General features: G+C 68.7%; 14 protein-coding genes. 6 read left to right on the top strand and 8 right to left on the bottom strand.

Going from position 1 to position 12,504, the window contains the following annotated elements:
• Positions 1-45 precede the first annotated feature (45 nt).
• The 3 genes from AC6CH0_RS08725 to AC6CH0_RS08735 all read left to right on the top strand — a co-directional run bounded on the left by AC6CH0_RS08725 (position 46) and on the right by AC6CH0_RS08735 (position 2,087).
• Positions 46-924: an alpha/beta fold hydrolase gene (locus AC6CH0_RS08725; RefSeq protein ID WP_498099768.1), complete on the top strand. Its 879-nt coding sequence runs from the start codon at positions 46-48 to the stop codon at positions 922-924.
• 31 nt (positions 925-955) lie between these two features.
• On the top strand, positions 956-1,495 hold the full coding sequence (locus AC6CH0_RS08730; protein WP_498099770.1) for a dihydrofolate reductase family protein: 540 nt from the start codon (positions 956-958) through the stop codon (positions 1,493-1,495).
• A gap of 115 nt (positions 1,496-1,610) precedes the next feature.
• Positions 1,611-2,087 carry a cupin domain-containing protein gene (locus tag AC6CH0_RS08735; protein ID WP_498099772.1) on the top strand — a complete coding sequence of 159 codons (477 nt, stop codon included), beginning with the start codon at positions 1,611-1,613 and terminating at the stop codon, positions 2,085-2,087.
• A 36-nt stretch (positions 2,088-2,123) separates the two neighbouring features.
• Here the strand turns inward: AC6CH0_RS08735 and AC6CH0_RS08740 are convergent, their stop codons facing one another.
• The gene (locus tag AC6CH0_RS08740; protein WP_498099774.1) at positions 2,124-2,909 is read right to left on the bottom strand and encodes a PspA/IM30 family protein; all 786 of its coding nucleotides are present in this window, start codon (positions 2,907-2,909) and stop codon (positions 2,124-2,126) included.
• Positions 2,910-2,921: 12 nt separating this feature from the next.
• A complete protein-coding gene (locus AC6CH0_RS08745) occupies positions 2,922-3,563 on the bottom strand; it encodes a hypothetical protein (protein ID WP_498099776.1) in 642 nt (213 codons plus the stop codon).
• Between the two features lie 342 nt (positions 3,564-3,905).
• Between AC6CH0_RS08745 and AC6CH0_RS08750 the strand changes: the two genes are divergently transcribed.
• Positions 3,906-4,700, top strand: coding sequence for a bestrophin-like domain (locus AC6CH0_RS08750; RefSeq protein ID WP_498099778.1), 795 nt, complete (start codon positions 3,906-3,908; stop codon positions 4,698-4,700).
• A gap of 91 nt (positions 4,701-4,791) precedes the next feature.
• Here the strand turns inward: AC6CH0_RS08750 and AC6CH0_RS08755 are convergent, their stop codons facing one another.
• The 3 genes from AC6CH0_RS08755 to AC6CH0_RS08765 form a co-directional block, all read right to left on the bottom strand.
• Positions 4,792-4,977, bottom strand: a complete 186-nt coding sequence (locus tag AC6CH0_RS08755; RefSeq protein ID WP_498099780.1) for a hypothetical protein — start codon at positions 4,975-4,977, stop codon at positions 4,792-4,794.
• Between the two features lie 211 nt (positions 4,978-5,188).
• Positions 5,189-5,725, bottom strand: a complete 537-nt coding sequence (locus AC6CH0_RS08760; protein WP_498099782.1) for a hypothetical protein — start codon at positions 5,723-5,725, stop codon at positions 5,189-5,191.
• 149 nt (positions 5,726-5,874) lie between these two features.
• The gene (locus AC6CH0_RS08765) at positions 5,875-6,687 is read right to left on the bottom strand and encodes a Rossmann-fold NAD(P)-binding domain-containing protein (RefSeq protein ID WP_498099784.1); all 813 of its coding nucleotides are present in this window, start codon (positions 6,685-6,687) and stop codon (positions 5,875-5,877) included.
• Positions 6,688-6,824: 137 nt separating this feature from the next.
• On the opposite strand from AC6CH0_RS08765, the gene AC6CH0_RS08770 reads away from it, so the two are divergent.
• A complete protein-coding gene (locus AC6CH0_RS08770; protein ID WP_498099786.1) occupies positions 6,825-7,832 on the top strand; it encodes an AraC family transcriptional regulator in 1,008 nt (335 codons plus the stop codon).
• Between the two features lie 43 nt (positions 7,833-7,875).
• On the opposite strand, the gene AC6CH0_RS08775 is transcribed toward AC6CH0_RS08770, so the two are convergent.
• The 3 genes from AC6CH0_RS08775 to AC6CH0_RS08785 are packed head-to-tail and all read right to left on the bottom strand — an operon-like array spanning position 7,876 to position 10,789.
• Positions 7,876-8,679 (bottom strand): ABC transporter ATP-binding protein, encoded by an 804-nt coding sequence (locus AC6CH0_RS08775; RefSeq protein ID WP_498099788.1) that lies wholly within the window; start codon positions 8,677-8,679, stop codon positions 7,876-7,878.
• Positions 8,676-9,716: a FecCD family ABC transporter permease gene (locus AC6CH0_RS08780; protein WP_498099790.1), complete on the bottom strand. Its 1,041-nt coding sequence runs from the start codon at positions 9,714-9,716 to the stop codon at positions 8,676-8,678. Before AC6CH0_RS08780 ends, AC6CH0_RS08775 begins: the two co-directional genes overlap by 4 nt.
• A 26-nt stretch (positions 9,717-9,742) precedes the next feature.
• Positions 9,743-10,789, bottom strand: coding sequence for an ABC transporter substrate-binding protein (locus tag AC6CH0_RS08785; RefSeq protein ID WP_498099792.1), 1,047 nt, complete (start codon positions 10,787-10,789; stop codon positions 9,743-9,745).
• Between the two features lie 208 nt (positions 10,790-10,997).
• Between AC6CH0_RS08785 and AC6CH0_RS08790 the strand changes: the two genes are divergently transcribed.
• Positions 10,998-12,494 carry a family 43 glycosylhydrolase gene (locus AC6CH0_RS08790; protein WP_498101080.1) on the top strand — a complete coding sequence of 499 codons (1,497 nt, stop codon included), beginning with the start codon at positions 10,998-11,000 and terminating at the stop codon, positions 12,492-12,494.
• Positions 12,495-12,504 lie beyond the last annotated feature (10 nt).

Consider the following 12,504-nt stretch of genomic DNA (forward strand, 5'->3'; position numbering starts at 1 on the left):
GCTCGAGTTGCGTTCACTCGGTGGCGGACCACCACTGAACCGAGCATGCTGGAGCCCATGGAGCAGACGGATGCCTCGCGCCGAACCTTGCGCGTCAGTCGCCCCGACGGTGCCGTGATCGCGGCCGAGGTGATCGGATCGACGGAGCATCCGCTGGTCGTGCTGGTTGCCGGCGCCGAATCGTCGATGGACTGGTGGCGGCCCGAATTCTGCGACCTGATCGTGGATCGCGGGCTCTGCGTGGTGCGCTACGACCAGCGCGGCATGGGCGAGACGACGCTCGGTCCGCCCGGCACTCGCCGCGACGGGCTGACGGTCGCCGTCGACGACGCGGTCGCGGTGCTCGACGCGGTCGGCGCCGGTGACGCGCACTGGGTGGGCTTCTCGGCGGGCGGATGGGCCGCACAGCTCGCGGCACTCGACCACCCCGAACGGGTTCGCGTGCTCACCCTGGTGTCGACGAGCCCGACGATGTTCGAGGCCGACCCCGACCTGCCCGGTGCCACGGCGTCGATGCAGCAGGCGTGGGCGAACCCGCTGCCCGAACCGGACTGGAGCGACGAGAGCGCGGTGGTCGAGTATCACGTCGACATCGATCGCGACTACGCCGGTGACGAGTTCGACGAGGCGCATGATCGAGCGATCTGGGCGGCCACGGTGCGCCGGTCGCCTGACATGCATCGAGACGAGGGCGGCCCCGATGTCTTCGAGCCCTCCCCGCGCTGGCGAGAGCGGCTCGGCGAGCTCCGCGTGCCGACGACCATCGTGCACGGCACCGCTGACCCGGTGTTCCCGCTCGGCAACGGCGAAGCGTTGGCGCGCGACATCCCCGGGTCGCGGCTCCTGACGATCGCCGGCGGCGGACACGAATTGCCGCCGAACGCGTGGCCTGCGGTCGTCGAGGCGGTCGCCGCCCGCCCGTGACATCCGCCGCGCAACGGAGGAGGCTGGGCGCATGGGTACGGTGACGATTTCTTTCGAAATGACGCTCGACGGGGTCTTCGACCCGATGGATCCCTGGTTCGATCCGGATGATCCGGGGGTGCAGCGCGCCTCAGACGAACTCGTCTTCGGTGCCGACGCGGTGCTGCTCGGCCGAGAGAGCTACGAGTTCTTCCGTGAGTACTGGCCAGCGCAGACTGATGAGCGTGGCTTCGCCGCGCACTACAACGCGTTGCCGAAGTACGTCGCCTCGAGAACGTTGTCGGGGCCGCTCGACTGGAACGCGACGCTCATCGAGGGTGACGTCGCGGAAGCGGTGCGGGTGCTCCGCGACCAGTACGAGTCGATCATCTCGCACGGCTACGGCGAGCTGGCTGCGACGCTCATCGAGGTCGGTCTGGTCGACGAGGTGCACGTCGACATCCATCCGTTCCTGGCGGGAGAGGCCAACATCCGGCTGCAGCCGGCGCACCCGGCCGGCCTGCGACTGCTCGACGTGCAGAAGTACGACTCGGGCGTCATCGCCGCGAGGTACGCGCCGGCGTCGGCCTGACTCGCCGCTGAACTCCGCCCGCTCCGCTGCAGGTCAGGAGGCCGCGGCGCAAGCCCTTGAACCACCCGGTCCGGGTGCCCGAGGATCGAGACGCGAACCGAAAGGACTCCGACTGATGAAGATCACCGACAATGGGCCCGAACCGAACGTGCTCGATATCGAGACCGCGACGAAAGAGAACGACACCTACCGCACCGTTGCGTGGAGCGGCAAGTACCTGCAGGTGACGTTGATGTCGATCCCGGTGGGGGAGACGATCGGGCTCGAGGTGCACCCAGAGACCGACCAGTTCCTGCGCATCGACGCGGGCCGCGGCCGAGCGAAGATGGGGCCGGCGAAAGACGAGCTGACCATTCAGCAGGATGTCTCCGACGGCTGGAGCATTCAGGTGCCGGCCGGCACGTGGCACGATGTCGAGAACACCGGCGACGAGCCCCTGCGTCTCTACGTCGTGTACGCGCCCGTGCACCACGCCGCCGGCCAGGTGCAGCAGACGGCCGACGAAGCCGAGCGCGACGAGGAGTCGGGTGCCGATGAGCCGCCCGAGTGGAGCGTCGAACCCGAGGGCGGGCAGCCCGACGAGCACGCCTGAGCCTCTCCGAGCTCGCCGGACGCGCCCGAGCGCACCTCAGGGCGTGTTCGGCGCCTGTCCGATGCTGAGCCACCCGTCGGGCTCGTTGCCGCGGCGAGCTTCGGAACCCTGGCCGGCGCTCGCCGGGTCACCCTGCTTCATCGACTGCAGCTGACGATCGACGTCGGCCTTCGCCGAGAGCACCGCCAGCTGCCGTTCGATGTCGGCATCGGGCGCGGCGGTGAGATCTTTGAGGGCGCCGCTCGCGAGCAGTTCATCGGTGGCGGCGGCACGCGCCTGCATCTGGGCGACGCGATCGCGGGCCCGGTCGAGGCTGACGCCGACGTCGTTCATATTCGACCCGATGCCGGCCACTGCCTCGTTCGCCTTCACCTGCGCCGCCGAGGCGGTGTAGGTGGCCTTGATGGTCTCCTTCTCGATGCGGAACGCCGCGACCTGCTCATCGAGGTGTCGTTCGCGCTCCTGCAATTGCGCGGTCTGCCGCTGGAGCACCGTGTACTGCTCCTGCAGCTTGGCGACCTGGTTCTCGAGCAGGGCGCGACGCTCGAGTGCCGCGCGGGCGAGGTCTTCGCGGCCCTGGGTCATCGCCTCACGGGCCTGCTCACCGAGCCGCTGATACCGGGTTCCCATCTCCTGCCCCTGCAGGTCGATGCGCTTCTTCGCCGTCGCGACATCGGCCACAGCCTGGCGCACCTGCTGCAAGAGCTTCACTTGCTGCTCGTAGCTGTCGTCGAGCGTCTCGCGCGGGTCTTCGACCTTGTCGAGGGCCTTCGTGGTCTTGCTCCGGAAAATCGTTCGGATCCGTGACGTGTTGTCGCTCATGGTTGAATCCCCCTAGTTCAGACGATCGGGCGAGTGCAGACGATCGGGCGAGGTCGGCGGTCGCCGACCGGCGACCCGCGTGCGAGTCGGTTCGAAGCGGTCATCCTGCTGGTTGAGCCGGTGCAGCTCCCGTACCCCGGCGTGCAGCGCGACGACTTCTCGCTCCATGTCGGCGTTCAGCGTGGTGAGGCTGTCATCGGTCGAACCCGCGAGGCCCGACGCAACCGCCGCGCGAAGGCGGCGCACCAGCGCCGCGACCTGATCGACGCGATGGCCGGCGGCGGGCAGCTCCTCGGCCAGAACCGCGGAGTCGGTCTCGCTCTCGAGCAGCCGCAGCTGCAGATCGAGGGCGACGCTCTCTTCGGTGATGCGGCGGAAGAGTCGCGGCAGCTCACCCCGCGGCCCGTCGCTGCGCCCGGCGAGATCGACGGCAGCCTGCCCGCTGTCGAGTGTGTCGGCAAGCCGCACCCGGAGGAAGCGGACCTTTCGCTGCGGGCCGCGGCTGAACCCGGCGCGAGTTCGCAGCGCCGTGCCGGCGAGAGCGCGATTTCGGCGAAGTCGTCGGTACAGCGCTCGCCCGATCAGCACCACCGCGGTGATCGCGACGACGACGAAGATCAGGAATGCGACGAAGATGCCGAGCAGGATCTCCATGAGGCCCACCTCCCCACGGTGTGCTCGAGGCAATCGCCCGCAGTGAGCCGTGGTTCATCATTCGGATCCATGTCTCCGCCTTCGCCATGCTTCGTCGCTGCGTCAGTGTCGCGTCGTAAACGCGATATAACGCAATCTACGCTCGCCACGGCAGAAGCGTTAGGGCTCTCTGCGAATTCGGAGCGAAGCTCCGTTGCACGCGTGCTCCGACCCGGCGGTGCACGGCGAGGCCGTCGCGCGGACCCCGACCGGGGGATGGTGCGCGACCCGGCGCTGTCCGTAGGCTGAGCGGCATCGACGGGCACGACGCCGCCCGTCCTCCGCCGAGGTGGGGGAGCGACCATGCTGGAGTGGTTCTACGACACGAGCATCGCGATCACGCTGCCGCTGTTCGTGGGCGCGTTCGTGGTGGTCTCATGCCTGATCGTGCTCGTGCTGCGCCCCGTCGTGCAGCGGCTCGTCAGCGACACGAAGGAGTGGGACCGCGCGCTCGCGCACGTGATCGGCACCTTCGGCGTGTTCTTCAGCATCCTGCTCGCGCTCGTCGCAGTCTCGGTCTACGAGAACTTCGCCCACACGCGCCAGGTCGCGATCGAGGAGGCGGGTCGAGTCGGCGCGCTCTACCGCGCGACCACCGGCCTCGAAGACGATCTCGGCGACGAGATGCGGCAGGTGCTCGACGAGTACATGCACACGGTCATCGAGGTCGACTTTCCCGACCAGGCGCATGGTGTTCTGCCGGGGGCGAGTGACACCCAGGTCGACGAGTTCGAGCGGCTCCTACACGCCGTCGAGGCCGATACCCGCACCGATCAGGCGGAGTTCGAGCAGGCGCTCGCCACCTTCGACGAGTTCATCGAGTCGCGGCGCGCGCGCATCGACGCCACCGCCCTCGCACTGCCGCCGCTCTTCTGGCTCGTCATCTGGGTCGGTGCCGCCGTGAATGCGGTGCTGATCGCGTTCATCCACGTGACGAATCCGCGCCTGCACCTGCTCATGGCGGGCCTGCTCGCACTGTTCATCGGTCTCGTCATCTTCGTCACGGCCGACACCGACCATCCGTTCGCCGGGGCGATCTCGATCGGTCCCGACGCCTACGAACGCGTGCTCGAGCAGATCATCGACGCCCGCAAGTAGTGCGCGAAGTAGTGCGCGACCTTCGCGAGTGCACGAAGCTCGATCAGCGGGCAGCGACGTGGACGCCCGAACGCACCCGCCCTCGGGTGCGTCAGCTGATCCAGTAGTACGAGAACGCCCACTTCTGGTCGTAGGAGCGGTAATGGCACGGGGTCACGATACGCGCACCGAGACCGCGGTACTGCGTCGAGATGCGTTGGCATTCGGTCTGGCTGTAGCCGGTGATCTTGTACCAGGTGGTCGGTGCCGCGGTCGCCGAGACTGCCGCGCCGCCCATCACCATCCCCAAAGTCAGACCCACCGTCGCCATCGCCTTCATCGCACGAGCTCGCATGTCGAATCCCTTCGTCGCTGAACCGCCCATCGACGTTCTCGCGTCTGATGGAGTGGGCTCAGGCTAGCGACGCGCCATGGGCGGCGGGAATGGGCAGGACTGCCCATGCAGCCGACGACTTGCGGGCTCGAATCCCCGATCTCAATGGCCGAGATCAGTTCGTCTCATTGAGATCGGTGATGGGCGGCGACTGCATGGGTGAGACGTCGATGTCGACGTTGCCGAACGTGAACGGGATCGTGAAGGGCTCGACGCCGTTCCAGGAGTCCGACGGGATCGCCATGAATGACGCCAGCGCCAGCGCCGCCCACGCGATCGTGCCGGCGACGACGACGATGACCGCGCGGTCGATGATTCGCAGTGCGGCGGACTCCGAGTTCGCACGACACAGCACGAGAGTCACGGCGATGATGACGATCACGGCCATCGCGGTGAACACGATCGGGCTCGGCCGCAGCGTGAGGTTGACGCACATCGGCACGACGTCCGTCGGATCGCCGCTTCTGTCGATGTACCCGCCATCGCCGGTGACCCCGCCGGAGCAGCGGCCTTTGCTCGCCCCGCCGACGATGGAGTACACGACCGCCATGCCGACCGCCCAGACGAGCAGACGCCGGATTCGGCGGATGATCGCCGCACCCGGCAGTGTCGAAAGGGTGGCAGCCGGCGCGCGGTCGAGCATTTCGGGCATTTCGATTCTCCGGTCTCGTTGGGCTACTGGCATGGTGGCAGCTCCTTCGAGAAGGGGGCAAGCGGATGTCGCATCCGCTCGCCCCGCATCCAGCGCCGAGATGAGCGCCTGACCGCCGGCGCGATTCCAGGCTCGCCTCGACCGCCGGCTCAGGCTCCGACGAAGGTCGCCTCGCCGAGTACCGTGCGCACGTCGCGCGCCGGGCGGCCGAGCACCTCGCTCACCGTGGTGGTCGTGGCTTCGTTGCGGCCGTCGAGCACCTCGCGGCACAGCTCGGTGAGCATCGTCGCGGCCTCGGGGCCCTCCTCCTCGGCGATGGCGGCGTAGAACTCGTCGAACGTGACCGGCAGGTACACGATCTCCCGTCCGGTGATCTCGGAGAGCAGGCTCGCGGCGTCGGCGAACGACAGCGACTCCGGCCCGGTCACCTCGAGCACGCGACCCTCGTAGCCCTCGCCGGTGAGCGCCTCGACGGCGACCGCGGCGAGGTCGTCGACATCGATGAACGGTTCGCGCACGTCGCCCGCAGGCAGCGCGAGCACTCCGCTGGAGGCCGCGCCCTGCAGCATCCCCTCGGTGAAGTTCTGCGTGAACCAGCTGGCGCTCACGACGGTGCCGGCGATGCCGGAGGCGTGCAGCACGAGGTCTTCGCAGGTGCGAGCGCCCGCTTCGCCCCGGCCCGAGAGCAGCACGATGCGGCGAACCCCGGCGCTGCGCGCCACCTCGATGAGACGCGTGATCGCGACATCCGATCCGGGCACGGCGAGGTCGGGAACGTAGGCCGCGTACAGGCGCTCGACGCCCTCGAGTGCCTGCGGCCAGCCCTCGGGCTGCTCCCAGTCGAAGGCGGGGCTCGTGCCGCGAGCCAGGCGGCGCACGTCGTGGCCGCGCTCGTCGAGCAGGTCGGCGACGCGACGTCCGGTCTTGCCGGTGGAGCCGATCACGGCGATGGTGGAGGTCATGGTGTGGGTTCCTTTCGGTTGGTGTGCGTCCACTCTCGCGACTGGGAGTCGGACGAACAATCGCCACAGGTACGCATTTCTATGCCGATCGTCCAGAGAACGGGACTTCTGGAATCTCGGCATGGCACTGTGGACGCATGGTCAATCCACGCAACCCGAGCGCAACCGCCGGTGAACAGCTCGGCGATGGCCTGCACCTCCTGCGGTTCACCGGCGCGCTCTACTGCCGTGCCGAGCTCTCCGCGCCGTGGGGTGTGGAGTTCCCGCAACTCGACGGGTACATGACGCTGCCCGTCGTCTTGGCAGGCAGGTGCCTGCTGGAGATCGGCGACGAACGGCACATCCTCGAGGCCGGCAGCGCGGCGCTCATCACGCGCGGGGCGCCGCACCGAATGCTGAGCACAGCGGATGCCGCGTCGACGCCGCTCTTCGACATCCCGGTCGAGCAGCTCAGCGACACGTACGAGCACATGCGGTTCGGTGGCGGCGGTGAGCGGGCGCAGGTCGCCTACGCGGCGTTGCGTGTGGATGCCCCGCTCACCGCTCGCCTGATCGCTGAGCTTCCCGAGGTCATTCGCGTCGACGCGTGGGATGACGGCGAGGCGGGCGTCTTCCAGGCGGTGCTGCGGCTGCTCGCACGTGAGGCCGAGGTCATCGAACCGGGCGGCGAGGCCGTGATGACGCGGCTCGCCGATGTGCTCGTCATCCAGGTGCTCCGCTGGTGGCTGCGCAACGCCGACCACGAGGCGACCGGATGGCTCGCCGCCCTCCGCGACCCGCAGATCGGCCACGCGCTCGGGCGCATGCACGCCCGCCCCGACGAGGACTGGACGCTCGTCGAGCTCGCCAGGCAGGCCAACATGTCACGGTCGGCGTTCGCCGAACGGTTCTCGACCCTCGTCGGCGAGCCGCCGATGCGGTACCTCGCCGGGTGGCGCCTCGAGCATGCGCACTCCGAGCTCGTGCACACCACGGATTCGATCGCCTCGATCTCGAGCCGGGTCGGGTACGCGTCGGAGGCCGCCTTCAGCCGCGCATTCAAGCGACACCACGGCACGACACCGGGTGCCGTGCGGCGGTCGCCGCGCGAACCGGACGGTGTCGGCGATCGGATGGCGCTGGCCGGGTCGCGCTCGACCGGCTGACGTGAGATGTGCTCGGCTCCACGAGCCCGGCTGGGCGTAGGCGCTATGGCCGCTGGCTGTGCGCGACGTGCTCGGCACGAACGCGGCCTGGCTTGTAGACGACCAACGGACGGTTCGAGTCTGCGTCGAACCGAACGGCGGCCTCGACCTCGTAGACCTCTGCGATCAGCCGCGGCGTGATGACCTCGGCCGGGCGCCCGGCCGCGACGGCGCGGCCGTCCTTGAGGACCAGCACCGTATCGCAGAACATCGCCGCGAGATTCAAGTCATGGAGCGCGACGACGGTGGTGACCGGAAGCTCGGTGACGAGCTGGAGCAGTTCGAGCTGGTAGCGGATGTCGAGATGGTTGGTGGGCTCGTCGAGGAGGAGTTCTCGGGGTCGCTGCGCCAGTGCGCGGGCGATGTGGACGCGCTGGCGCTCGCCGCCGGAGAGCCGATGCCAGAGCACATCGGCCTTGCCGGCGAGCCCGGTCCGCTCGAGCGCATCGGACACGGCCTCGGCGTCGGAGGCCCGGTCGCCGCCGAAGACGCCCCGGTGCGGGATGCGCCCGAGCGCGACGATGTCGCGCACGGTGATGTCGACGACCGTGTCGGCGTGCTGGGTGACCGTGGCGATCGCCCGCGCCACCTCGCGTCGTGACAGTTTCGCGAGGGCGGTGTCGTCGAGGGTGATCACGCCCGAGGTGGGCTGCACGGCACCGGAGAGGAGCCTGAGGAGCGATGACTTGCCCGAGCCATTGGGGCCGAGGAGCCCAACAGTCTCGCCTTGGAGCGGGCTCAGGGAGATCTCGTCGACGACGAGTCGGCCGCCGCGGTTCCAGGAGACCGATCGGGCGAGCAGTGTCACAGTGACCTCCGTCGGTGGAACATGATGGCGATGAAGCAGGGCACGCCGATCAGGGCCGTGCCGACGCCGATGGGAAGCGGTGACGGTTCGAAGGCGACCCGGGAGATCGCGTCGACCCAGACCATGAAGGCGGCCCCGATCAGGGCGGTCACGGGCACGAGACGTGCGTGGAGCGGTCCGACGAGGAACCGGGCCGCGTGCGGAAGCACGAGACCGACGAACCCGATGGCGCCGGCCACGCTGACGAGCGTCGCCGTGAGCAGAGCGGTCACGGTCATGAAGATGATGCGCGCCCGCCGCACGTCGACCCCCAGCGAGGACGCGACGTCATCGCCGAAGGCGAACGCATCGAGGGCCGGGGCTCGCACGAGGCAGAACACCAGGCCGCCGAGGACGGCGAATCCGCAGAGCGCGACGTCGTTCCACCGCACCCCTTCGAGGGAACCGAGCAGCCAGAACATCACGCCGCGGGTCTCATCCGAGTCGGCGAACGCGAAGATGACGAACGACGTCAGCGCGGAGAACAACTGGGTCACCGCGATCCCGGCCAGGATGATCTTGTCGTCGGCGCCGCCCGCCAGGCGAGCGATCACCAGGACCACGGCGAAGGCCGCGAGCGAGCCGATGAACGCGCCGCCGGAGATGCCGAGCGCGGACCCGCCGACGCCGACGATCCCCACCAGGACGGCCCCGGTCGAGGCGCCTGAGGAGATCCCCAGGACATACGGGTCGGCAAGCGGGTTCCGCAGGAGCGATTGCAGGATCACACCGCAGAGGCCCAGTCCCGCGCCGCAGGCCGCGGCCACCAGGGCGCGCGGCAGGCGGTCCTCCCAGACGATCGCGTTCTTCGACACCCGCACGGGGATGTCCTCGCCGCCGAGATGGTTGAGCAGGATGTCGCGCACGTTGACGAGCGACACGTCGGCGGGTCCCAGGGTGATCGCCACCCCGATCGAGACGACCAGCAGCGCGAGCGCGCCCACGCCGATACCCACGAACCGCAAGCGAGTGCCGCCCGGCGGCGACGCGGAGGGCACGGACTCCAGCCTCACCGGGCTGAGGGTCACTCCGGCGCCTCGAACTCGCGCAGTCCGTCGGCGAGGGCTTCGAGACCGTCGACCATTCTGATCGACGGGTTCATCTCGGCGCCGCCCAGCGCGACGAACCGTTCCTGGGTGACCACGGCGAGATCCTTGGTGATCGGGTCGGTCTGCAGGAAGTCGATCTTCTCCTCCGCTTGATCGCCCGGCCAGCGCTCACGGCTCAGGTCTCCGAGTACGAGCACATCGGGGTTCCTGTCGACGAAGGCCTCCCAGGTCGCGGCCGGCCAGTCGTCGTCGAGATCGGCGAACACGTTCTTGGCGCCGACCTCGGTGGCCAGCAGGTTCGCCGAACCGAGGCCGCCGGCGATGTAGGGAGTCTTCAAGTCCGAGAACCAGAACGCCACCGTCAGGCCTGAAGCGTCGATGCCGTCGAGAGCCACTTGGTGGCGGCCTTCGAGCTCCTCGACCAGTGCGTCGCCGCGGCTCGGAACGTCGAAGATCGCTGCGAGCTCGCGGATCTCCTGGTAGAGCGAGTCGATCGTCAACGGATGCGTCCGGGTGCCGCCGCCGTTGATGCTCGTGCCGCCGTCGCAGTCGGTCGGCGACAGGTAGGAGGGGATGCCGGTTTCGTCGAACCGGCCTCGCTCGGCCACGCCACCTTCGGCGAAATGGCGTCCGAACGAGGCCGTGACGAAGTCGGGGTCGGTGTCCAGGACCACTTCGTACGTCGGGGCTTCGTCAGACAATCGGGGCACCTCGGCGTTCGCCTGTTCGAGGTTCTCGCGCACGGGGTCGGTCCATGAAGCGGTGCCGACCATTCGGTCCTGCAGTCCGAGCGACAGCAGAATCTCGGTCGACCCCTGGTCGAGCGACACGACCCGCTGCGGCGCGGCGTCGAATGTCTCTTCCAGACCGCAGTTCTCCACCACGAGGGGGTAGACCGTGCTGCCTTCACCGGCCGCGACCGCCTGCTCCGGAACGGGCTCGGAGGCCCCGCAACCGGTCAAGCAGATCGCCACGACAGCGGCGCTGAACAGAGCGGGCGCGGCGCCCAAGCCAAGACTCACAAACAGTTCCTCGAGTTCGGGGTTCGTCGGCAGTCGGGCTACCTTCGCGTGACAGGTTATGTAAGCCTAACCTAATTTCAGTGGGCGGTCATTTCGTCGTGACCCTGGGGTCTGACGGGACGAGTGGCCACAGATTGATTAACCGCTTGACCAACCCTTCAAGGTGCGTATATCGTCTGCGTAACCGATTAACCAAACGAAGGCAATGATGCACCAGCGAGGGTTCTACCAGCCGAACGGCGCGTGGGTCGGAGATGTGATCCCGTGGCAGGAAGACGGCGTGTTCCACCTCTTCTACCTGCACGAGACGCGTCGATTCCCGAAAGACGGCATGCCATGGCGGCGCGTCGTGACCGAGGACCTGGTCGACTTCCGCGAGGCAGGCGAGGCCCTCTCGTCGGGAGGCGCGTCGGCCGACGACTTCAACGTCTACACCGGCAGCATCGTGCTCGCCGGAGACGGCACGCACCACGCCTTCTACACCGGACAGAACCCGGCGAACACGGGTGCTGACGGGCTGCCCCTGCAGGTCGTCATGCACGCGACGAGCGATGACGGCATGCACTCGTGGCGGCGGCATCCGTCGGAGACCTTCGGGGCGACCGCCGGGTACGAGACCGCGGACTGGCGCGATCCGTTCGTCTTCTGGGACGAAGAAGCGCAGCTCTGGCGCATGCTCATCACGGCACGCCACGCCGACGGGCCCGCTCGGCGCAGGGGAGTGATCGCGCAGTGCACCTCGCGCGACCTCGCGAACTGGGAGCCGGCACCGCCGTTCTGGGACCCGCGTCGCTACCTCGCGCACGAATGCCCCGAGGTGTTCCAGTGGGGCGACTGGTGGTACCTCGTCTTCTCCGAGTTCAGCGACGCCTTCACGACGCGCTATCGGATGTCTCGCAGCCTGCACGGGCCATGGATCGTGCCGGAGCACGACACGATCGACGGCCGCGCCTTCTACGCGGCGAAGTCGGCGGCCCGTGACGGGCGACGACTGTTCTTCGGCTGGATCGCGTCGCGAGAGGGCGCACACGATTCCGGCGCCTGGCAATGGGCCGGCACGATGTCGGTGCTCGAGGCGGAGCAGCGCGACGACGGCACCCTGGCCTTCCACCCGGCCGACGAGCTCCGCGACACCTTCACGCAGCCGGGCGAGGCGATCGCGAGCGGCACGACCCTGCGTGCTCCCGACGGCTACCGTGACGCGCTGACGGTCGACGACGCCCCGGCGTCGTTCCGACTCCGGGCCCGGCTCGAGATCGCCGAGGGCACGAGCGAATGCGGCGTGCTGCTGCGAGCCAGCGCCGACGGCGACGAGGGCTACGTGCTGCGTCTCGAACCGAAGCACGGTCGGCTGGTCTTCGACCGGTGGCCGCGCCAGTCGACGGGTACCGAGCAGTGGCAGATCTCGGGCGACGTGCCCTTCGCCGTCGAACTGGAACGACCCTGTCGGCTCGACGCGGGCGAGCACGAGCTCGAGGTGATCGTCGACGGCGACCTCTGCGTCGCCACCGTCGACAACGCGACCGTGCTGAGCACTCGGCTCTACGACCGGCCGAGCGGCAGGCTCGGCGTCTTCGTCGGCGAAGGCACCGTCACCGTCACGGAGTTCTCGGTGCTCTCCCGCGGCGAGCCCGAGCGCGAGCCGGCCGTTGCCGACGCCGCCGTTCCCGAACGTGCGCACGACCTCCTCGGCACCTCGACGTAACTTTCGACAC

The sequence above is a fragment of the Agromyces sp. GQ35 genome (assembly GCF_059758475.1).

Bases quoted from the DNA above. Each gene is read 5' to 3' on its own strand.
- AC6CH0_RS08740 (WP_498099774.1), bottom strand. From the start codon at position 2,909: ATGAGCGACAACACGTCACGGATCCGAACGATTTTCCGGAGCAAGACC.
- AC6CH0_RS08725 (WP_498099768.1), top strand. From the start codon at position 46: ATGCTGGAGCCCATGGAGCAGACGGATGCCTCGCGCCGAACCTTGCGC.
- AC6CH0_RS08770 (WP_498099786.1), top strand. From the start codon at position 6,825: ATGGTCAATCCACGCAACCCGAGCGCAACCGCCGGTGAACAGCTCGGC.
- AC6CH0_RS08730 (WP_498099770.1), top strand. From the start codon at position 956: ATGGGTACGGTGACGATTTCTTTCGAAATGACGCTCGACGGGGTCTTC.
- AC6CH0_RS08750 (WP_498099778.1), top strand. From the start codon at position 3,906: ATGCTGGAGTGGTTCTACGACACGAGCATCGCGATCACGCTGCCGCTG.
- AC6CH0_RS08765 (WP_498099784.1), bottom strand. From the start codon at position 6,687: ATGACCTCCACCATCGCCGTGATCGGCTCCACCGGCAAGACCGGACGT.
- AC6CH0_RS08790 (WP_498101080.1), top strand. From the start codon at position 10,998: ATGCACCAGCGAGGGTTCTACCAGCCGAACGGCGCGTGGGTCGGAGAT.
- AC6CH0_RS08735 (WP_498099772.1), top strand. From the start codon at position 1,611: ATGAAGATCACCGACAATGGGCCCGAACCGAACGTGCTCGATATCGAG.
- AC6CH0_RS08745 (WP_498099776.1), bottom strand. From the start codon at position 3,563: ATGGAGATCCTGCTCGGCATCTTCGTCGCATTCCTGATCTTCGTCGTC.
- AC6CH0_RS08760 (WP_498099782.1), bottom strand. From the start codon at position 5,725: ATGCCCGAAATGCTCGACCGCGCGCCGGCTGCCACCCTTTCGACACTG.
- AC6CH0_RS08755 (WP_498099780.1), bottom strand. From the start codon at position 4,977: ATGGGCGGCGCGGCAGTCTCGGCGACCGCGGCACCGACCACCTGGTAC.